This is a genomic window from Quadrisphaera sp. INWT6 (genome assembly GCF_015390235.1).
In the GTDB taxonomy this organism is placed as follows: Bacteria; Actinomycetota; Actinomycetes; order Actinomycetales; family Quadrisphaeraceae; genus Quadrisphaera.
In genome coordinates this window covers 313,294-332,595 of record NZ_VUOH01000003.1, presented here as the reverse complement: position 1 = coordinate 332,595, position 19,302 = coordinate 313,294, and the positions used below count along the sequence as shown (strand labels likewise).

Annotated in this window: 19 protein-coding genes; 9 read left to right on the top strand and 10 right to left on the bottom strand. The window is 76.5% G+C overall.

Features of this window, described 5'->3' with window-relative positions; all coding sequences use genetic code 11:
- Positions 1-32: 32 nt before the first annotated feature.
- Both F1641_RS11335 and F1641_RS11330 read left to right on the top strand, forming a co-directional pair.
- On the top strand, positions 33-215 hold the full coding sequence (locus F1641_RS11335; protein ID WP_194905569.1) for an SPOR domain-containing protein: 183 nt from the start codon (positions 33-35) through the stop codon (positions 213-215).
- Complete coding sequence (locus F1641_RS11330) at positions 215-658, top strand: VOC family protein (protein ID WP_194905567.1); 444 nt, start codon at positions 215-217, stop codon at positions 656-658. Before F1641_RS11335 ends, F1641_RS11330 begins: the two co-directional genes overlap by 1 nt.
- Positions 659-748: 90 nt before the next feature.
- On the opposite strand, the gene panB is transcribed toward F1641_RS11330, so the two are convergent.
- From panB to F1641_RS11315, 3 genes are read right to left on the bottom strand one after another with little or no spacing between them, the layout of a single operon-like run.
- On the bottom strand, positions 749-1,576 hold the full coding sequence (gene panB / locus F1641_RS11325) for a 3-methyl-2-oxobutanoate hydroxymethyltransferase (RefSeq protein WP_194905564.1): 828 nt from the start codon (positions 1,574-1,576) through the stop codon (positions 749-751).
- Entirely contained in the window at positions 1,576-3,399 is a 1,824-nt protein-coding gene (locus tag F1641_RS11320) for an NAD+ synthase (protein WP_194905562.1), read from the bottom strand. The genes panB and F1641_RS11320 overlap by 1 nt, the downstream gene beginning before the upstream one ends.
- 9 nt (positions 3,400-3,408) lie before the next feature.
- A complete protein-coding gene (locus F1641_RS11315; protein ID WP_194905560.1) occupies positions 3,409-4,959 on the bottom strand; it encodes an MFS transporter in 1,551 nt (516 codons plus the stop codon).
- An 87-nt stretch (positions 4,960-5,046) separates the two neighbouring features.
- On the opposite strand from F1641_RS11315, the gene glnA reads away from it, so the two are divergent.
- From glnA to F1641_RS11295, 4 genes are all read left to right on the top strand, one after another.
- Positions 5,047-6,393, top strand: coding sequence for a type I glutamate--ammonia ligase (gene glnA / locus F1641_RS11310; RefSeq protein ID WP_194905558.1), 1,347 nt, complete (start codon positions 5,047-5,049; stop codon positions 6,391-6,393).
- A 10-nt stretch (positions 6,394-6,403) separates the two neighbouring features.
- Positions 6,404-7,315 carry a type 1 glutamine amidotransferase gene (locus F1641_RS11305; RefSeq protein ID WP_194905557.1) on the top strand — a complete coding sequence of 304 codons (912 nt, stop codon included), beginning with the start codon at positions 6,404-6,406 and terminating at the stop codon, positions 7,313-7,315.
- Positions 7,312-10,446, top strand: coding sequence for a bifunctional [glutamine synthetase] adenylyltransferase/[glutamine synthetase]-adenylyl-L-tyrosine phosphorylase (locus F1641_RS11300; protein ID WP_309225570.1), 3,135 nt, complete (start codon positions 7,312-7,314; stop codon positions 10,444-10,446). Before F1641_RS11305 ends, F1641_RS11300 begins: the two co-directional genes overlap by 4 nt.
- A 245-nt stretch (positions 10,447-10,691) precedes the next feature.
- The gene (locus F1641_RS11295) at positions 10,692-11,381 is read left to right on the top strand and encodes an SDR family NAD(P)-dependent oxidoreductase (RefSeq protein WP_309225569.1); all 690 of its coding nucleotides are present in this window, start codon (positions 10,692-10,694) and stop codon (positions 11,379-11,381) included.
- A gap of 18 nt (positions 11,382-11,399) precedes the next feature.
- Here the strand turns inward: F1641_RS11295 and F1641_RS11290 are convergent, their stop codons facing one another.
- The 4 genes from F1641_RS11290 to F1641_RS11275 all read right to left on the bottom strand — a co-directional run bounded on the left by F1641_RS11290 (position 11,400) and on the right by F1641_RS11275 (position 14,057).
- On the bottom strand, positions 11,400-11,690 hold the full coding sequence (locus F1641_RS11290; protein WP_194905556.1) for a hypothetical protein: 291 nt from the start codon (positions 11,688-11,690) through the stop codon (positions 11,400-11,402).
- A gap of 101 nt (positions 11,691-11,791) precedes the next feature.
- On the bottom strand, positions 11,792-12,214 hold the full coding sequence (locus F1641_RS11285; protein WP_255514538.1) for a hypothetical protein: 423 nt from the start codon (positions 12,212-12,214) through the stop codon (positions 11,792-11,794).
- Positions 12,211-13,107, bottom strand: coding sequence for a glycosyltransferase family 2 protein (locus F1641_RS11280; protein ID WP_194905555.1), 897 nt, complete (start codon positions 13,105-13,107; stop codon positions 12,211-12,213). Before F1641_RS11280 ends, F1641_RS11285 begins: the two co-directional genes overlap by 4 nt.
- On the bottom strand, positions 13,104-14,057 hold the full coding sequence (locus F1641_RS11275; protein WP_194905554.1) for a glycosyltransferase family 2 protein: 954 nt from the start codon (positions 14,055-14,057) through the stop codon (positions 13,104-13,106). Before F1641_RS11275 ends, F1641_RS11280 begins: the two co-directional genes overlap by 4 nt.
- A gap of 122 nt (positions 14,058-14,179) precedes the next feature.
- On the opposite strand from F1641_RS11275, the gene F1641_RS11270 reads away from it, so the two are divergent.
- On the top strand, positions 14,180-15,187 hold the full coding sequence (locus tag F1641_RS11270; RefSeq protein ID WP_194905959.1) for a UDP-glucuronic acid decarboxylase family protein: 1,008 nt from the start codon (positions 14,180-14,182) through the stop codon (positions 15,185-15,187).
- A complete protein-coding gene (locus F1641_RS11265; protein WP_194905553.1) occupies positions 15,184-15,744 on the top strand; it encodes a 2'-5' RNA ligase family protein in 561 nt (186 codons plus the stop codon). Before F1641_RS11270 ends, F1641_RS11265 begins: the two co-directional genes overlap by 4 nt.
- A gap of 49 nt (positions 15,745-15,793) precedes the next feature.
- Here the strand turns inward: F1641_RS11265 and F1641_RS11260 are convergent, their stop codons facing one another.
- Positions 15,794-16,729 carry an AlkA N-terminal domain-containing protein gene (locus tag F1641_RS11260; RefSeq protein WP_219729544.1) on the bottom strand — a complete coding sequence of 312 codons (936 nt, stop codon included), beginning with the start codon at positions 16,727-16,729 and terminating at the stop codon, positions 15,794-15,796.
- A 122-nt stretch (positions 16,730-16,851) separates the two neighbouring features.
- Between F1641_RS11260 and map the strand changes: the two genes are divergently transcribed.
- Positions 16,852-17,640: a type I methionyl aminopeptidase gene (map, locus tag F1641_RS11255; RefSeq protein WP_194905552.1), complete on the top strand. Its 789-nt coding sequence runs from the start codon at positions 16,852-16,854 to the stop codon at positions 17,638-17,640.
- Positions 17,641-17,786: 146 nt separating this feature from the next.
- Here map and F1641_RS11250 read toward each other — a convergent pair whose 3' ends face one another.
- Positions 17,787-18,638: an alpha/beta fold hydrolase gene (locus F1641_RS11250; protein ID WP_194905551.1), complete on the bottom strand. Its 852-nt coding sequence runs from the start codon at positions 18,636-18,638 to the stop codon at positions 17,787-17,789.
- A gap of 112 nt (positions 18,639-18,750) precedes the next feature.
- Positions 18,751-19,278, bottom strand: coding sequence for a MarR family winged helix-turn-helix transcriptional regulator (locus tag F1641_RS11245; protein ID WP_194905549.1), 528 nt, complete (start codon positions 19,276-19,278; stop codon positions 18,751-18,753).
- Positions 19,279-19,302 lie beyond the last annotated feature (24 nt).

Genomic DNA, 19,302 nt, shown 5'->3' with positions numbered 1-19,302 from the left:
CACCGCCGGTGCTCGGGAGGACGATCACGCGCATGAGCGACGACACCCGCGAGCAGTACTGGTTCAACACGAAGACCCAGCAGGTCGACGTCGGCCACCTCAAGCCGGGCGCGACCCTGATGGGCCCGTACGCCAGCCGCGCCGAGGCCGAGGCGGCGCTGGAGACAGCCCGCCGGCGCACCGAGGCGTGGGACCGCCAGGACGCCGACGACTGATGAGCGCTGACGCCGGGACCGGTGCCCCGGGGGTGCAGGTGGTCCTCGACTGCGCCGACCCCCACGCGCAGGCGGAGTTCTGGGCCGCGGCCCTGGGCTACGAGGTGGAGGACGTCGACGCCTTCGCGCGTCGGATGGTCGCCGAGGGGCACGCGACCGACGCCGACGTGCTCGACCGCGGCGGGGTGCTGGTGTGGCGCGACGCCGCGGCCGCGCGCGACCCCGGCGGGCTCCGCCCGCGGCTGTACCTGCAGCGCGTGCCCGAGCCCAAGACCGCCAAGAACCGCGTGCACCTCGACCTGCACGTGGGGGAGGCGCGCATCGAGGCCGAGGTGCGGCGCCTGGAGGGACTGGGCGCCACCCGCGTCGAGGAGCGCCGCCAGGGCCCGCAGCGCTGGGTGGTCATGACCGACCCCGAGGGCGGCGAGCTCTGCGTGAGCTGACGCGGGGCTGACGCGGGGCTGACGCGGGGCTGACGCGGGGGTGGCGCGCGGAGCGACCCGGGGCCCGTCAGCCGTCGCGGGGCGGCGGGGCTACTCCGCGACGGTGTGCTCGGGGCCGGGGAAGGACCGCGAGCGCACCTCGGCGGCGTACTCCTGCGCGGCCTCGCGCAGGGCGGTCCGCAGCTGGGCGTAGGCCTTGGCGAGCTTCGGGGCGTGCTCGGTCAGGCCCGCCATGTCGAGCCACACGAGCACCTGCCCGTCGCAGCCCGCCCCGGCGCCGATGCCGATGGTGGGGATGTCGAGCGCCGCGGTGACCCGCTCCGCCACGGGCCCGGGCACGACCTCCAGGACGACGGCGAACGCGCCGGCCTCTTGCAGCGCGAGGGCGTCGGCGAGCAGGTCGTCGGCGGCGGCGCCGCGGCCCTGCACCCGGGGCCCGCCCATGGCGTTGACCGACTGCGGGGTGAAGCCGAGGTGGCCCATGACGGGGATGCCGGCGTCGACCAGCGCCTTGACCTGCGCCGCGACGCGGCGGCCGCCCTCGAGCTTCACGCCGTGGGCGAGGCCCTCCTTGAGCATCCGCACCGCGGAGCGCAGCGCCTGGGCCGGGCCCTCCTCGTAGGAGCCGAAGGGCAGGTCGGCGACGACGAACGGGCGCCCCCCGCGCGAGGCGACCGCTCGCACGTGGGGGAGGAGGTCTTCGACGGTCACCGGGATGGTGGTGGCGTGCCCGTGCAGGTTGTCGCCCACGGAGTCGCCCACGAGCAGCACGTCGATGCCCGCCTCGGCGAAGACGTCGGCGGTGACCGCGTCGTACGCCGTCAGCATGGTGATCGGCTGGCCGGCCTGCTTCATGGCGCGCAGGTGGTGCACCCGCACGCGCCTCGGGGCGATGCGCTCGCCCGTCTGCTCGCCCATCAGGCGCGGTTCTCCCGCCAGTGCGAGGTGATCGGCAGGCGGCGGTCGCGCCCGAACGCCACGGACGAGATCTTGACCCCGGGGGCGAACTGCCGGCGCTTCCACTCGGCCCTGTCGACGAGGGTGACGACGTCGTCGACCACCTGGGCCTCGAAGCCCGCCTCCAGCAGCTCGCCGCGGCCCTGCGCGCCGACGACGTAGTGCTCGAGCAGGTCGTCGAGCACCTCGTAGGGCGGCAGGGAGTCCTGGTCGGTCTGCCCGGGCCGCAGCTCGGCCGAGGGCACCTTGGAGATGCTGTTCTCGGGGATGGGCGCGACCTCGCCGCGCGCGGCGGCCCGGTCGTTGCGCCAGCGGGCGAGCTGCCACACGAGCATCTTCGGGACGTCCTTCAGGGGCGCGTACCCGCCGACGGAGTCTCCGTAGAGCGTGGAGTAGCCGACGCTCAGCTCGCTCTTGTTGGAGGTGGCGAGCACGAGGTGGCCCTCGGAGTTGCTCAGCGCCATCAGCGTGGTGCCGCGCACGCGGGCCTGGAGGTTCTCCTCCGCGACCGGCGAGAGCACCATGCCCCCGGCGAGGCCCGAGGTGAACGCGTCGACCATCGGCGCGATCGGGATGGTCCGGTAGTCGAGGCCGGTGCGCTCGGCCAGGTCGTCGGCGTCGGAGCGGGAGTGGTCGCTGGAGTACGACGACGGCAGCGAGATCCCGGTGACGCCCTGGGGCCCCAGCGCGTCGACGCCGATGGCCGCGACCACGGCGGAGTCGATGCCGCCGGACAGGCCGAGCGCGACCTTGGAGAAGCCGTTCTTGCGGACGTAGTCGCGCAGCCCCAGCACCAGGGCCGCCCACACCTCGCCGACCTCGTCGAGGCGCTCGTGCGCCACCTCGGGCAGCGGCGGACGCGCGGCCGCCTCGGCGTCGTCGACCTCCTCGGCGCTGACGACGACGTGCTGCACGCCGCGGGGCAGCTGGGCGGCGTTGACCCCCGTGTGGGGCAGGTCGACGTCGACCACGAGCAGGTCCTCGGCGAACTGCGCGCCGCGGGCCAGCAGCTCGCCGGCGGCGTCGACCACGAGCGAGTCGCCGTCGAAGACGAGGTCGTCCTGCCCGCCGACGAGGTTCAGCCACGCCAGGGGGCAGCCCGCCTCGGAGGCGCGGCGCTGGGCCAGGGCCAGGCGCGTGTCGTCCTTGTCGCGCTCCCACGGCGAGCCGTTCAGCACGAGCAGCAGCTCGGCGCCGGCCTCGCGGGCGCGGGCGACGGGGCCGCCGTCCTGCCAGAGGTCCTCGCAGATGACGACCGCGACGTCGACGCCGCGCACCCGCACCACGGTCAGGTCGCGCCCGGGCACGAAGAAGCGGAACTCGTCGAAGACGCCGTAGTTGGGCAGGTGGTGCTTGGCGTAGCGGGCGACCACCGCGCCCCGGTGCAGCACCGCAGCGCAGTTCTGCGGCATCCCCTTGGGCATGCCGACCGCGCCCCGCTCGTCGCGGCCGGACCCGGCGCGGGCGGCGGCCTCGGCGTCGAGCTGGGTCTCGGGGTCGGTGACCCTGTCGAGGTACCCGACGACGACGGGCAGCTCGCCCAGGCCGTCGGCGTCGAGGTCGCGCGCCAGCTGCGCCACCGCGGACCGCGAGGCCTCCACGAACGAGGAGCGCAGCGACAGGTCCTCCACCGGGTAGCCCGTGAGGACCATCTCGGGGAAGGCGACCAGGTCGGCTCCAGCAGCGGCGGCCTGCGCCGAGCGGGAGCGGACCAGGGCGGCGTTGGCCGCCAGGTCTCCCACCACGGCGTCGACCTGGGCCAGCGCGAGGCGCAGCGAGGGCATGCGGCCAGGCTAGCCAGCGCTGGAGCGGGTGCCGTCGTCGGCGCCCTCGTGCGCCCCCCGGCCGGACGAGCGCCCGGACGAGCGGTGCGACGGCTGGTCGGACGAGCCGTCGGCCGGGTTCCCGTGGCGGACGTCCCAGACCGCCACCACCAGCGCGGCCAGCACGAGCAGCGCGCTGGCCCCCAGGGCGATCGAGAGGGCGTCGCGCGGGTCGCCCGCGTCGCTCACCGCGAGGAACACCGCGCTCACCACGGCGAGGCCGATGCCCGACCCGACGCGCTGGAAGGTCTGGAAGACCCCCGAGGCGCTGCCGGCGTCGCGCGGGTCGATGTTGGCCAGCGAGAGGTTGACGTTGGGGCCGATGACCGTGCCGCTGCCGAACCCGGTGAGCAGGAACGGCGCGACGAGCAGCAGGCCGGTCCACCCGTCGCCGACCGCGGGTGCCACCAGCTCGACCACGCCGATGACCAGCAACAGGCCGACGACCACCATGCCCAGGCCTCGGACGATGAGGGTCCGGCCCTGCGCGGCGACCCGCTTGCCCGCCCACGGCGCCGCCACGGCGGAGGCCAGCGCGAACGGGCTCTGGGTGAGGCCCGCCTCGAGCGCGGAGTAGCCGAGGGAGTCCTGCAGGTAGAGCGTGACGGTGAAGAAGATGGCGATGAACCCGCCGAAGAACAGGCCGCCCACGAGCACCCCGGGCCCGAAGCCCGGGGTCTTGAGCAGGCCGGGGCGCGCCAGCGGGAGGTGCCCGGCGGCCGCGTAGCGCCGCTCCCAGGCGGCGAAGCCCCAGAACGCGGCGACGGCGACCACGAGCGCCCCGACGACGATCGCGGGGCCGAGCACGGACCGCTCCTGCACCGCCCCGAGGACGAGCCCGACGGCGATGGCGAGCAGCACGGTGCCCACCCAGTCCAGGCGGGTGCGCTCGGCGCTGGACCTGTCCGAGATGAGCTTGAGGCCGAGGGCGAACGCGACCACCGCGACCGGGAGGTTCACCAGGAAGACGAGGCGCCACGACTCGTCCCAGGGCACCAGCGTGATGAGCAGCCCGCCGAGCAGCGGGCCGACCGCCGTCGACAGGCCGACGACGGCGCCGAAGCGCCCGAACGCCTTGCCGCGCTCCGCGCCGCGGAACTCCGAGTTGATGATCGCGGTGATCTGCGGGTTGAGGATGCCCGCGCCGAGGCCCTGGAAGATGCGCGCCGCGATCAGCGTGCCGGGGTCGGGCGCCAGGCCGCAGGCGAGCGACCCGAGCGTGAAGAGCACGAGCCCGACGAGGAAGATCTTCTTGCGCCCGAACGAGTCGCCCAGGCGGCCCGCCGGCACCAGCGCCAGGCCGAAGACGACGGCGTACCCGGTCACCACCCACTGCAGCTCGCTGCCGGAGGCGCCCAGGCCCTGCGCGATGGACGGCAGGGCGACGTTGACGATGCTGACGTCGAGCAGGGTCATGAACCCCGTGACCAGGCAGACCGTCAGCACGCGCCAGCGGTTCGGGTCCACGTCAGGGGCCTGTGCACCCGCCGTCGACGACGGGGGCGCGGAGGAGTCGGTCACGACCGACCATCCTCCGCGCGGACCGCCCGCCGCGCCCGCCGGAGCCGCTCCTCCGGGCGCAGCGGGCGGCCGGGCATGATGCTCCGCATGGACAGGCAGCAGGAGTTCGTCCTCCGGTCCGTCGAGGAGCGCGACATCCGGTTCATCCGGCTGTGGTTCACCGACGTCAACGGGTCGCTGAAGTCGGTGGCGGTGGCCCCGGCCGAGCTGGAGGGCGCGTTCGCCGAGGGCATCGGCTTCGACGGCTCCGCCGTCGAGGGGCTGACCCGCGTGTCGGAGGCCGACATGCTCATGCGGCCCGACCCGGCCACCTACCAGGTGCTGCCGTGGCGCACCGACGCCATCTCCGGCCAGGGGACGGCGCGCATGTTCTGCGACATCCTCACCCCCGAGGGGACCCCCGCGAGCTCCGACTCCCGCCAGGTGCTCAAGCGGGTGCTGGCGAAGGCCGCCGACGCCGGCTTCACCTTCTACACGCACCCCGAGATCGAGTTCTACCTGCTCGCCGACGACGGCCGGAAGACCGGCGTCCCGGTCCCGATCGACTCCGGCGGCTTCTTCGACCACGTCCCGCGGGGCGAGGGGCAGGACTTCCGCCGCCAGGCGATCACCATGCTCGAGGCGATGGGCATCTCGGTGGAGTTCAGCCACCACGAGTCCGGCCCCGGCCAGAACGAGATCGACCTGCGCTACGCCGACGCCCTCTCCACGGCCGACAACATCATGACCTTCCGCACGGTCATCAAGGAGGTCGCGATCCAGCAGGGCGTCTACGCGACCTTCATGCCCAAGCCCATGGCCCAGCACCCCGGCTCGGGCATGCACACGCACATGTCGCTCTTCGAGGGCGACCGCAACGCCTTCCACGACCCGAGCGGCCAGTACGGGCTGTCGAGGACGGGCCGGGCGTTCATCGCCGGCCTCCTGCGCCACTCGCAGGAGATCACCGCCGTCACCAACCAGTACGTGAACTCCTACAAGCGGCTCTGGGGCGGCGACGAGGCCCCCTCCTACGTCTGCTGGGGCCACAACAACCGCTCCGCGCTGGTCCGCGTGCCCCTGTACAAGCCGCGCAAGGCGGGCGCGGCGCGCGTGGAGTACCGCGCCCTCGACTCCGCGGCCAACCCGTACCTCTCGTACGCGCTGCTGCTGGCGGCCGGCCTGCGGGGCATCGAGGAGGGCTACGAGCTGCCCGAGCCCACCGACGAGGACGTCACGAAGATGACCGACGCCGAGCGGAAGGTCATGGGGATCGGCGCGCTGCCCGCGAGCCTGGACCGGGCGCTGACGGCGCTGGAGGCCTCCGACCTGGTCGCCGAGACCCTCGGTGAGCACGTGGTCGACTACCTCATCCGCGACAAGCGCGAGGAGTGGAACCAGTACCGCGCGCAGGTCACCCCCTACGAGCTGCGCCGGCACCTGCCGGTCCTCTGAGGCGCGGTCCGTGGAGCCGGGGGGCGCGCAGCCGGGGACGGGGCGCCGCGTGCTGGTGGTCGAGCACGAGGCCGGGGCCCCGCTCGGGCGCCTCGCGGTGCCCCTGCTCGCGGGGGACGCGCACCTGGAGGTGCTGCGGCCCTGGCGGGGCGAGCCCCTGCCGTCCGGGCCGGACGCGCTCGACGGGGTGGGCGGGCTGGTGGTGCTCGGGGGCCAGGCCGACTCCTGGGACGACGACGCCTCGCCCTGGCTCCCCGCGACGCGGACGCTGCTGGCCTCCGCGGCCCGCGACGGCGTGCCGGCCCTCGGGATCTGCCTGGGCGCCCAGCTGCTGGCCCTGGCGACCGGGGGCCGCGTGGAGCGCGGCGCTCGGGGACCCGAGGCCGGCCTGCTCGAGGTCACCGCGACCGCCGCCGGACGGACCGACCCCCTCGTGGCGGCGGTGCTCGCCGCCGCGGGCGCGCCCGACGGCTCGTGGCGTGCGCCGCAGGCCCACGGCGACGCCGTCACCGAGCTCCCGCCCGACGCCGAGCTGCTGGCCAGCAGCGACCTCTACCGCGTGCAGGCACTGCGCGTGGGGGAGCGGGCCTGGGGCGTGCAGTACCACCCCGAGGTCACCGCGCCCGTCCTCGCGCAGTGGCTCGCCGAGCACGCGGCGCTGCTGGAGGCCCGCGGCACGAGCGCCGCGGCCCAGGCGGCCGCGGTGGAGGACGCCGAGCCGGAGCTGGCGCTGCTGGCGGCCGCCCACGCCGCGGTCCTGCTCCCCGGCGAACCGCAGGACGACCCCCGCAGCGACCCCTGGACCGGTGCGGGGACCGGTGCGGGGACCGGTGCGGGGACCGGTGCGGGGACCGGTGCGGGGACCGGTGCGGGGACCGGTGCGGGGACCAGGTCGCGGACCGGTCGGGTGAGCGCCCCGTGAGCCCGGCCCCCGACGAGGGCGCGCAGCTCGGCCGCCCCGGGCGCTCGGGCCTGCTGGCCCAGCCCGGGGCGCGCACCGACAGCGCCGCCGCCCAGCTGCTGCGGCTGGGCTTCTCCGGCGGCTCCACCGCGGTGCGGCTCCTGTCCGACCCGGTGCTGACCCGCCTGGCCGAGCGCGTCGGCGGTCTGGACCCCGTGGCCGGGGCGCTGGGCGCCACCGCCGACCCCGACCGCGCCCTGCTGGCCCTGGTGCGCCTCCTGGAGGTCGCCGAGGGCGGCCCGCACGAGGAGCCCCTGCTCGACGTCCTCGTGGACGGGGGGCCGGTCCGCGACCGGCTGCTCGCCGTCCTCGGCGGGTCGGTGGCGCTGGGGGAGCACCTCGTGCGCCACCCCGAGCACTGGCGGGTCCTGGAGCGCGACCCCCTGGCCGAGGACCCCGCCGGCGAGGCGTCCGCGGCCCCGGCCGCCGACGCCTCGCACGCCGAGCAGCGCGCCGCCGCCCGCGCCGTCCTGCTGCGGGCCGTCGGCGCCGACCCGGCCTCGGCGGCGCCCGTGGCCGCCCTCACCGGGGACGCCGGCCGCGACGCGCTGCGCGTGGCCTACCGCGCCGAGCTGCTGGCCGTGGCCGGCGCCGACCTCGCCTCGCTCGAGCCGACGGCGTCGGTCGACGCGTGCACGCGCGCGCTGTCCGACCTCGCCGACGCCGCGCTCGAGACCGCGCTGGCGCTGGCGCGCGCCGTGGTCGACGGCGCCGACCAGTGCCGGCTGGCGGTCATCGCGATGGGCAAGTGCGGGGCCCGGGAGCTCAACTACGTCAGCGACGTCGACGTCGTGCACGTGGTCGCCCCGGCCGACGGGGTCGACGACGAGACCGCCATCGCCGTCGGCACCAAGCTCGCCAGCGAGCTGGCCCTGGCGTGCTCGGCCTCCACCCCCGAGGGGGTGCTGTGGCCCGTCGACGCGAACCTGCGGCCCGAGGGGCGCGACGGCCCGCTCGTGCGCACCCTCGACAGCCACCTGCGCTACTACCGCCGCTGGGCCAAGACCTGGGAGTTCCAGGCCCTGCTCAAGGCGCGGCCCGCCGCGGGCGACACCGACCTCGGCGCCGCCTACGCCGCGGCCGTCGGCGGTCTGGTGTGGCAGGCCGCCGACCGGCCCGACCTGGTGGAGGGCGCCCAGGCGATGCGCCGTCGCGTGGAGGACCACGTGCCGGCCAAGGAGCGCGACCGGCAGCTGAAGCTGGGCCGCGGCGGGCTGCGCGACGTCGAGTTCAGCGTCCAGCTGCTGCAGCTGGTCCACGGCCGCACCGACCCCGCCCTGCGCACCGCCAACACCCTCGACGCCCTCGAGCGGCTCGCCGCCTACGGCTACGTCGGCCGCCACGACGCCGCCGAGCTCGACCACGACTACCGCTTCCTGCGGGTGCTGGAGCACCGGCTGCAGCTGCGCTCGCTGCGGCGCACGCACGTGCTCCCCACCGCCGAGGCCGAGGTGCGCCGCCTGGGCCGTGCCGCGCGCGTGCCCGGCGGCGCTGACGGGCTCCAGCGCGAGCTGGCGGTGGTGCGCCGCCGCGTGCGCCGGCTGCACGAGGCCCTGTTCTACCGGCCGCTGCTGGCCGCCGTCGCCGCCCTCTCTCCCGACGAGGTCCGCCTCTCGCCCGCCGCCGCGCAGGCCCGCCTCGGGGCGCTGGGCTACCGCGACCCGGCCGGGGCCCTGCGCCACATCGCGGCGCTCAGCTCGGGGGTCAGCCGCCGGGCCGCCATCCAGCGCCAGCTGCTCCCGGTGATGCTCGGCTGGTTCGCCGACGGCGCCGGCCCCGACGAGGGGCTGCTCAGCTTCCGCCGCATCAGCGAGAAGCTGGGCGGCTCGCACTGGTACCTCAAGATGCTCCGCGACGAGGGCGCCGCGGCGCAGCGGGTCGCCTTCGCGACGTCGTCGTCCCGGCTGGTCGCCGACGGCCTGGAGCGCGACGGCGAGGCCGTCCGCTGGCTCGGCGACGACGCCGAGCTGGCCCCCCGCTCCCGCGCGGCGCTGCACGCCGAGGTCAGCACCGCCACCGCCCGCCAGGACGACGGCGCCGCCGCCGAGGCCGTGGTCCGCCGCCTGCGGGGCCGCGAGATGCTGCGCACCGCCGTGGCCGACGTGCTGGGCCTGGTCGACGCGCCCGCCGCCCGGGAGGCCCTCAGCAGCGCCACCGGCGCCGTGCTCGACGCCGCCGTCGACGTCGCCTGGCGCTCCCCGGCGGTGCTCGCCCCCGGGGGCGGGGAGCGGCTCACGCGCTTCGCCGTCGTCGGCATGGGGCGCCTCGGCGGGGCCGAGATGGGCTACGGCTCCGACGCCGACGTGGTGTTCGTGCACGACCCGCTCCACGGCGCGAGCGCCGCGGCGGCCCAGGAACAGGCGCTGGCGCTGGCCGCCGAGGTGACGCGGATGCTCATGGCGCCCGGCCCCGAGCCGGCCCTCGAGGTCGACGCGCGCCTGCGCCCTGAGGGCCGCAACGGGCCGCTCGCCCGGTCGCTGGGCTCGTGCCGGGAGTACTACCGCCGCTGGTCGGAGCCGTGGGAGGCCCAGGCGCTGCTGCGGGCCGTGCCCGTGGCCGGCGACCTCGAGGTGGCCCGGCGGTTCTGCTCGATGGTCGACCCCCTGCGCCACCCCGCCGGCGGCGCCGACGAGGCGGCGCTGAAGGAGGTGCAGCGCGTCAAGGCGCGCGTCGAGGGCGAGCGCCTGCCGCGCGGCATCGACCCGCGCCGCCACCTCAAGCTCGGGCCCGGGGGCCTGGCCGACGTGGAGTGGACCGCGCAGCTGCTGCAGCTGCGGCACAGCGGTGACGTCCCCTCGCTGCGGACGCCCTCGACCACGGGGGCCCTGCTCGCCGCCGTCGAGGCCGACCTGCTCGACGAGCACGACGCCCGGGTGCTGGTCGACGCGTGGGAGGGCGCCTCGCGGCTGCGCGACGCGCTGGTGCTGCACAGCGGCCGGCCCACCGACGTGCTTCCCCGCGAGGCGCGCGACCTCAGCGCCGCGGCCCGCCTCCTGGGCTACCCGGCGGGCTCGGCCACCCAGGTCGAGGACGACCTGCGCCACCGGGCCCGCCGCGCCCGCGCCGTCGTCGAGCGCGTCTTCTACGGCTGACCCCCTCCCCGCAGCCGAGCGCCTGGTTGCGGTTCGGGAGGTGGTGGGAAGCGCAGTCGAGCGCCTGGTTGCGGTTCCGGAGGTGGTGGGAAGCGCAATCGAGCGCCTGGTTGCGGTTCCGGAGGTGGTGGGAAGCGCAATCGAGCGCCTGGTTGCGGTTCCGGAGGTGGTCGGAACCGCAGCCGAGCGCCTGGTTGCGGTTCGGTGGGGGTGCGGGGTGGCGCGGGCCGGGAGACGCTGCCCCCGTGGATCTTCGGGGCGCACGGGTGCTGGTGACGGGGTCGACCGGAGGGCTCGGGCGGCCGACCACCACCCGGCTCGCGGCGGCGGGGGCGCGGTTGGCGCTCACCGCTCGCGACGCCGGACGGCTCGACGAGCTGGCGGACGGCCTCGAGGGGGTGCGCCCGCTGACCACCGCCGCCGACCTCACCCTGCCCGGCCAGCCCGACGCCGTGGTGTCCGCCGCGGTCGAGCACCTGGGCGGTCTGGACGCCGTGGTCCACCTGGCGGGCGCCTCCGGCTTCGCCGCCGCCGGCACCGAGGACGACGACGCCCTCGACGAGCTGCTCCTGGTCGACTACCTCGCCCCCGTCCGGCTGCTGCGCGCCGCACTGCCCGCGCTGAGGGCGTCGAAGGGGACGGCGCTCGTCGTGACCGCCGTGCTCGCCGAGGGGCCGGTCGCCGGCATGGCCGCCTACGGGGCCGCCAAGGCCGCGCTGTCGAGCTACGTCGGGGCCGCCGCGAAGGAGCTGCGCCGCGACGGCGTCCGCGTGGTCGACGCCCGCCCGCCGCACACCGAGACCGGGCTGGCCGACCGGCCGCTCACCGGCAGCGCGCCGAAGCTGCCGAAGGGCAAGGACCCCGACGACGTCGCGGCCCGCCTCGTGCGGGCGCTGGTCGACGACGAGCGCGAGGTCCCGTCGTCCGCCTTCTGACGGCGCGCGGTCAGGCGGTCAGCAGCCGCACTGCTTGAGGGTCGGGTCGAGCGGGGTGTGCTCCGCCAGGACCCGGCCCTCGCCGTCGTACCAGGTGAAGAGCTCCACGCCGTCGGTGAAGCCCTCGCTGACCAGGCGGACCTCCTCGGCCTCGGGGGTCGCGGGGTGGGTGTGGGCCGGGGTCGCGACCGGTGCGGACGGTCCCGCAGGGGCACGGGCCGCCAGACCGGCGTCAGTGGCGGCGTCGGTGGGAGCGTCGGTGGCGGCGTCGGTCGCCGGGTCGAGACGGGCGGAGAGCTGGTCGGTCACCGGATCATCTTGGGTCCGCCCGCCCGGCCTGTCCTGCCCACCGCCCGTGACCCTGGTTCCGCGCGAGCGGGAGGTGCCCGCTGCCCGCCACCCCCGCGGGGTCAGCGCCGCGCGCGGGAGGACTTCCCGCGCCAGGCCAGCGACTGGGTGTTCAGCGGGCGCAGCACGGCGTCGCCGCCGTCGGCGATGCGCTCGGCGAGCGCCACCGCGCGGGCCAGCTGGTCGTCGTCGAGGCGCTCGAACGCCGGACCGCGGCGTCCGGGCCCGGAGCGGCCGAGGACGTCGTACCAGCACCCGCCGACGGCGTGGTCGAGCACGATGCGACCCAGGCAGTGGTCGGCGTGGACCACCCAGCGCTCGCGGGCGGCGCGCCCGGGCAGCTCGTGGAGCACGAGGCGGCGGTAGGTGGCCAGCTGCTCGTCGCGGTCCGTCCGCGCTGGCTCCGAGGTGTTCGGGAAGTCCGCTGACACCACGGCGGGGGAGGTGCTTCGGAAGCCCGCTGACACCACGGCCGAGGGGGTCACTGGCCCAGGGAGCGGGCGACCCGCTCCAGGGGTGGCGGCACCACGCGGCGGGCCCGCAGCGCCCGCGGTGCGTCGCGCAGCGCCGGCACCAGGGCAGCCCGCTCCGGACCGCCCGCCCGCCACGCGGCCGACGCCCGGCGCGCCACCACCGGCCACGGCCTGCGCATCAGCGCGGTCAGCAGCGCCGAGCGCGTGATCCGGGTGCGCCGCCGCTCGTGGCTGTCGCGCGACGCCGACGCCTTCGGGTGGTGGTGCACCACGAGCTCGGGCACGTAGGCGCTGCCCCAGCCGTCGCGGGCCAGGTCGAGCGCGAGGCGCTCCTCCTCGCCGGGGAAGACGACGACGTCGTCGAAGCCGCCGGCGGCCAGGAACGCCTCGCGGCGCACCACCGCGGCGCAGGCCACGAAGCCGAGCGTCGACGGGCCCGGCAGGTCGGGCTCGGTGCCCAGCGGGGCCGCGGCGAGCTCGTCGTTGAAGGGGTCGGGCCGCTCGTCGTCGCCGACCAGCACGCGCGCCGCCAGCAGCGCCGCCCGCGGGTGGGCGTCGAGCAGGGCGACGGCGCGCTCCAGCGAGCCGGGGGCCCACCAGGAGTCGTCGTCGGCGAACGCCACGTACCGGGTGCGCGCCCGGGAGACCCCGAGCGTGCGCGCGGCCGCGCCCCGGTTGGCGGGCAGCGGCACCACCCGCACCTCGGGGAGCGCGGCGCGGACGGCCTCGACGGTGCCGTCGCTGCTGCCGTTGTCGACCAGGAGCACGGACAGCCCCTGCTCGAGGTGGCGCGGGAGCGACGCCAGGAGCTCGGCGCGGCGGTCCATGCTGGCGACGACGACGGTCACGGCGTCCTGCCAGCGCTCGCCGTCGCCTCCGGGGCGGTGGTCGGCGGGGGCGCTCATCCGACGTACGTCCTCGCCGTGGAGCGGGCCTGGGCGTCCTCGAGCGCGAGGAACCTCGCCTCGGCGTGCGGGGGCAGCGGCCGGCGCTCCCTCAGCACCCAGGGCAGCCCGCGCGCTGCGTCGCCGACGGCGCGCAGCGTGGTGGCGTCCTTCGGGACCGTGCGGGCCAGCACGCGCAGGCGCCGCAGCGCCGCGGGCCAGGGGCGGCGCAGCAGCGTGAACCACACGGTGTTGCGGATGCCGTGGCGGCGGCGCAGCGACGCGTCGCGCAGCTTCGAGGCGCGGTGGTGCACCACCAGCTCGGGCAGGTAGCACAGCTCCCACCCGGCGGCGGCGAGGTCGGCGGCGCACAGCTCCTCCTCCCCGCCCAGCCACAGCCGCGGCGAGAAGCCCCCCACCTGCTGGAACGCGGTGATGCGCAGCACCGAGGCCCCCGCGAGGAAGCTCCCCAGCGCCGGCCCCGGCAGCCCCGGGCGGCTCGGGACGACGGGGGAGTCGCGCAGCTCGGCGACGATCGGGTCGTCCGTCCCGCGGGGCTCCACCACGATCCGCGCGGTGAGCACCGCGACGTCGGGGTGGGCGTCCAGCACGTCGGCGGCGCGCGCGACGCTGCCCGGGTCCCACCAGGTGTCGTCGTCGCAGAAGGCCGCGTGCCGCAGCCCGCGCCCGGCCAGGCGCGCCACCCCGAGGTTGCGCCCCACGGCACCGGCGTTGTGGCCGAGGGTGACCACCTCCAGCTGGGGGCCGGCGCCGCCGTCGTCCTCCAGCGCCCGCGGGAAGGCCCGCCGCAGCGCCCCGGCGGTGCCGTCGGTGGAGCCGTTGTCGACCACGACGACGCGCGGCCGCTCCGGCAGGTCGAGCAGTCGCCCGACCGCCGCGACGGCCTCCTCGCGGCGCTGCCAGGTGATGACGACGACGCCGACCGCGTCGTGGAAGGGGGTGCTGCTCATCGCGGCCCACCCTGCACCGGGGGCGCTCGGTTCGCGCGTCGTGCGGTGGTGGGGTCGACTGCACTCGCACGGTCGAGACGACGGCCCGCTGACCACGCGACGCGGGGAGACCCACCGTGGCCCTGAACGACACCCCTGGCGCGAGCGCCGAGCCCGGCCCCGACGTGCTGCCGCAGCGCGGGTTCCGCCGCGCCGTCGTCACCGGCGGCGCCGGCTTCCTCGGCTCCCACCTGTGCGAGGAGCTGCTCGCGCGCGGCACCGAGGTGGTCTGCCTCGACTCCTTCCTCACCGGCGGCCCGGGCAACGTCGCCCACCTCGCCGAGCGGTACCCGACGCAGTTCCGGATGGTCCGCTGCGACATCACCGACTTCGTGCACGTGCCCGGCGAGGTCGACCTGGTGCTGCACTTCGCCTCCCCGGCCTCGCCGATCGACTACCTCCAGCTGCCCATCGAGACCCTCAAGGTCGGCTCCATCGGCACCCTGCACGCCCTCGGCCTGGCCAAGGAGAAGGGCGCGCGGTTCCTGCTGGCCTCCACCAGCGAGGTCTACGGCGACCCGCAGGTGCACCCCCAGCCCGAGGACTACTGGGGCCACGTCAACCCCGTCGGCCCGCGCGGCGTCTACGACGAGGCCAAGCGGTACGGCGAGGCGATGACGACGGCGTACCGCACCACCCACGACGTCGACACCGCCATCGTCCGCATCTTCAACACCTACGGCCCCCGGATGCGCCCGCACGACGGCCGCGCCATCCCCACCTTCGTGCGCCAGGCGCTGGCGGGGGAGCCGGTGACGGTGGCCGGCGACGGTCTGCAGACCCGCTCGGTCTGCTACGTCGACGACCTGGTCGCGGGCATCCTCGCGCTGGCCGGCAGCGGCCACCCCGGGCCCGTGAACATCGGCAACCCGCACGAGATGACGGTCCGGCAGATCGCCGAGGACGTCGTCGCGGCCACCGGCTCGCGCTCGCCGGTGCGCTTCGTGGAGCGGCCCGTCGACGACCCGCAGGTGCGCCGCCCGGACACCGCCCTCGCCCGGCGCCTGCTCGGGTGGCAGCCTCGCGTCCCGTGGGAGCAGGGGCTGGCCAGCACGGTCGAGTGGTTCGCGGGGCTGCGGCAGGCGGCGTGAGCGGTCCGCCTGGTGGTGCCGACACTGCCGACGGGGCAGACGGCCGGCCGCTGGTGGTGACGCTGGCCCTCGACGACGAGAGCCAGGAGCGCCTCGACGGGCTCCGCCGCGCGCACTTCCCCGCCGACCGGAACCACCTGCCCGCCCACGTGACGCTCTTCCACGCCCTGCCGGGCGAGGAGGTGGCGCGCGTCCGCGGCGTCCTCGCCGAGGAGGCCCGCACCGACGCCTTCGACGTGCGCGTGGGCGAGGTGCAGCGCCTCGGGCGGGGCACCGCGCTGCGGCTGGTGGCTCCTGAGCTCGACGCGCTGCACCACCGGCTGCTGCGCCGCCTGCGCGACGAGCTCGGCGACGACGCGCTCACCGCCCAGGACCGCCAGCGGCTGCGCGCCCACGTGACGGTCCAGAACAAGGTGACGCCCGACGCCGCCCGCCAGCTCGCCGACCGCCTCGAGGTGGACATCGCCCCGTGGACGGCGCAGGCGCGGGCCCTCGAGCTGTGGCGCTACGACGGCGGTCCCTGGTCGCCCGAGGAGACCCTCCCGCTCGCCCCCTGACCCCGGTGATCATGGGCGTCCGCCACCCCGGGGTGGCGGACGCCCATGATCACGGTGAGGGGGGCAGCGCGTTGATGGCGTGCGGGAGGGCACCCCACAGGTGCTGCACGGCGTAGGAGCGCCACGGGCTCCACGTCCGCGCGTGCCGGTCGAGGGGCCGCGCGTCGCCCGGCAGCCCGAGCTCCCGGGCCGCCACCAGCACCCCGAGGTCGGCGGCCAGGAACGCGTCGGTGTCCCCGAGGGCGCGCATGGTGACCGTCTGCGCCGTCCACGGCCCGATGCCCGGCAGGGCCAGCAGCTGGGCGCGCGCCCGCTCGGGGTCGCCGCCGTCGTCGACGTGCCGCAGGTCCAGCGACCCGCCGGCCAGCACCCGCGCCAGGTTCCGGAGGGTCTCGCGCCGCCGGGTCGGCAGGGCGAGCAGGCGCACCGCCTCGTCGTCGTCGAGCCGGGCGAGGGCCTCCGCCGCGGGGAACAGCTGCAGGTCGGTGCCCAGCCCGGCGGGCTCGCCGAGGGCCGCCACCAGGCGCGCCGCGTGGGTGCGGGCGGCCGCCGTCGACACCTGCTGGCCGAGCACCGCGCGCACCGCCACCTCCTCCGCGCTGGGGGAGCCGGGCACGCGGCGCCCGGGCACCGCGGCGACCAGCGGGGCGAGCACGGGGTCGGCCGCGAGGGCGGTGTCGGGCAGCGCCGGGTCGAGGTCCAGGTCGAGCAGGCGCCGGCACAGACGGGCGGCGAGGGGCTCGTCGGCGGGGTCGGTGGTGGCGACCTCGGCGCGCACGGACGTCGCCCCGGGCTCCGGGACGTGGACCACGACGACGCCGGAGCCGCCCGGCAGCCGCACCGCGCGCCGCAGCGCGCCGCGACCCCCGCCGTCGTCGCCCGTCCCCCGGGCCGGGAGCCACTCCTCCACGCCGGGGACCGCCGTCGCCGCGAGGTGGCCGAAGAGCTGGTCGGCGTGCAGCGGAGGGGTGAAGGGGAGGTCCACGCCGGACAGCCTCACCGACGCGGCCCGGCCCCGCCCGGCGGCCCGGGCGCTGCTCGGCGGGTGCGCACAGATCCCTCTGGCACCACGGGGGAGGGGGCGGGGGCGGCACGTAGCCTGGGGGGATGCCGAGCACCACCGCCGTCCCGCACCCGATCCGCTCCGCCGCCGAGCTGGAGACCATGCGGGAGTCCGGTCGCGTGGTCGCCCTGGCGCTGGAGGCCGTGCGCGCCGCCGCCGTCCCCGGCGTGAAGCTGCGCGACCTCGACGACATCGCCCGCACCGCGCTGCACGAGGCCGGCGCCGAGAGCTCCTTCTTCGGCTACGCCCCCGCGTGGGCGCCGACCGCCTACAAGGGCGTGCTGTGCCTGTCGCCCAACGAGGTCGTGGTGCACGGCCCGCCGACGGGCCGGCGGGTCTCCGACGGCGACGTGCTGAGCATCGACTTCGGCGCCGCCGTCGACGGCTGGCACGGCGACGCGGCCATCACCGTGCACATCGGCTCCTCCACCGAGGAGGACCGCCGCCTGGTGAGCGCCACCGAGGAGGCGCTGGCCGCCGGCATCGCCGCGGCCGTGCCGGGGGCCACGCTGCTCGACATCGCCACGGCCGTCGACGCGGTGGCGAAGAGGCACGGGTTCGCGCACCTGCCCGACCACGGCGGGCACGGCATCGGCCGGGCCATGCACGAGGCGCCGTTCGTGCCGAACCAGCCGTTCGCCGCGGCGCGCGACCAGCGGCTGGAGGCCGGTCACACCCTGGCCATCGAGCCGATGCTCTTGGCCGGCTCGAGCGAGTACCGCACGGCGCGCGACGGCTGGTCGGTGGTCACCCGCGACCGCCGCCGCGCCGCGCACGCCGAGCACACGGTGGCCGTGACGGACGACGGCCCCCTCATCCTCACCGCTCCCTGACCCCTCCGGGATCGCAGCCGAGCGCTTGGTTGCGGTTCCTGGGCCCCTCTGGATCGCAGTCGAGCGCTTGGTTGCGGTTCCTGGGCCCCCTGGGACCGCAGCCGAGCGCCTGGCTGCGGTCCCGGAGGCCACCGGGGTGGGAGGGGTCAGCGGGTGAGGAACGCCAGCAGCACCCGGTTGAACTCCTCGGCGTGCGAGGCGTTGATGCCGTGCGGCCCGCCCTCGACGACGTGCAGCTGCGCGCCGGGGATGAGCTCGGCGCTGCGCTTGCCGGAGACCTCGAACGGCACGACCGCGTCGCTGTCGCCGTGGATGACGAGGACCGGGACGCCGGAGGCGGCGACCGCCTGGACGTCACCGCGGAAGTCGGTGCGGCCGAACGCCGCGATGCAGTCGAGCGTGCCCTTGGGGGAGGCGAACTCCGCGATGTGGCGGGCGTACTGCCGCTGGGGCTCGCTGACCCTGACCTTCGGTCCGGTCAGGCCCTTCCCGGCCGAGAAGAAGTTCGTCGTGAACTCCTCCAGGAAGTCGATGCGGTCGGTCTTCACGCCGGTCTCGAACTGCTCGATGGTGGCGTCGTCGAGGCCGCCGTCGGGGTTGTCGTCGCTCTTGTAGAGGTACGGCGGTACCGCCGCGGCCAGCACAGCCCCCGCGACGCGCGAGCTGCCGTAGCGCGCGATGTAGCGGACGACCTCGCCGCCGCCCATCGAGAACCCGACGAGCGTGGCCCCGGTGACGTCGAGGTGCGTCAGCAGCGCGTCGAGGTCGGCGCTGAACGTGTCGTAGTCGTACCCCGTCCACGGCTGGGAGGAGTCGCCGAAGCCGCGGCGGTCGTAGGTGATGACGCGGTGGCCGGCGGCGACCAGCGCGGGGACCTGGGCCTCCCACGAGCGGCCGGACAGGGGCCACCCGTGGATCAGCACGACGGGGGCACCGGTGCCGTGGTCCTCGTAGTAGAGGTCGACGTCGGTGCTGCCGGGGACGGTCAGGCGGGGCATGGGTCCTCCTGGGACGAGCGGTCAGACGTGCCTGATCACCGTCACACGGAGATGTGTCGCGCGCGACCCGAGGGGTCCGGCCCCGGAGCCGGCGAGGGGGCCGGCTCGCGGGTCAGCGCTGGGCGGGGCCCTCGAGCACCGCGACGAGCTCCATCAGCTCGGCCACGACGCCCTTCGCCTCGCTGCGCGAGAGGCCGGCGGCCTCGCACACCTGGTCGGGCAGGCACTCGAGCTGCTCGCCCAGGGCGTGCCCGGTGTCGGTCAGCTCGACCTGGACGCGGCGCTCGTCCTCGGCGGCGCGCGTGCGCAGCACCAGGCCGCGCTCGGCCAGACGGCCCAGCAGCGGCGACAGGGTGCTCGACTCCAGCCCCAGCTGCTCGCCGACTCCGCCCACGGTGCGGGGGCCGTCCTGGTGGAGCAGCGAGACCACGAGGTACTGCGGGTACGTCAGCCCGTGGGGGGCGAGCAGGGGCCGGTACTGGGCCGTCATCGCCCGCGAGGCGCGGTGCAGCGCCAGGCACAGCAGCTCCGAGACCGGGAGCGGGGCCGACGCGGCTGCAGACGTCTGGGCAGCGGCGTCACCGTCGGAGGCCCCGCCGGCCCGGTCGAGGGCCGGGACGTCCTCCGCCGTCGTGTGCATCGGACCACCGTACCTGCGGGCGTC

Excerpts from the sequence above, each read along its gene's own strand:
- F1641_RS11335 (WP_194905569.1), top strand. The coding sequence starts at position 33 with ATGAGCGACGACACCCGCGAGCAGTACTGGTTCAACACGAAGACCCAG.
- F1641_RS11330 (WP_194905567.1), top strand. The coding sequence starts at position 215 with ATGAGCGCTGACGCCGGGACCGGTGCCCCGGGGGTGCAGGTGGTCCTC.
- panB (WP_194905564.1), bottom strand. The coding sequence starts at position 1,576 with ATGGGCGAGCAGACGGGCGAGCGCATCGCCCCGAGGCGCGTGCGGGTG.
- F1641_RS11320 (WP_194905562.1), bottom strand. The coding sequence starts at position 3,399 with ATGCCCTCGCTGCGCCTCGCGCTGGCCCAGGTCGACGCCGTGGTGGGA.
- glnA (WP_194905558.1), top strand. The coding sequence starts at position 5,047 with ATGGACAGGCAGCAGGAGTTCGTCCTCCGGTCCGTCGAGGAGCGCGAC.
- F1641_RS11280 (WP_194905555.1), bottom strand. The coding sequence starts at position 13,107 with ATGAGCGCCCCCGCCGACCACCGCCCCGGAGGCGACGGCGAGCGCTGG.
- F1641_RS11275 (WP_194905554.1), bottom strand. The coding sequence starts at position 14,057 with ATGAGCAGCACCCCCTTCCACGACGCGGTCGGCGTCGTCGTCATCACC.
- map (WP_194905552.1), top strand. The coding sequence starts at position 16,852 with ATGCCGAGCACCACCGCCGTCCCGCACCCGATCCGCTCCGCCGCCGAG.
- F1641_RS11250 (WP_194905551.1), bottom strand. The coding sequence starts at position 18,638 with ATGCCCCGCCTGACCGTCCCCGGCAGCACCGACGTCGACCTCTACTAC.
- F1641_RS11245 (WP_194905549.1), bottom strand. The coding sequence starts at position 19,278 with ATGCACACGACGGCGGAGGACGTCCCGGCCCTCGACCGGGCCGGCGGG.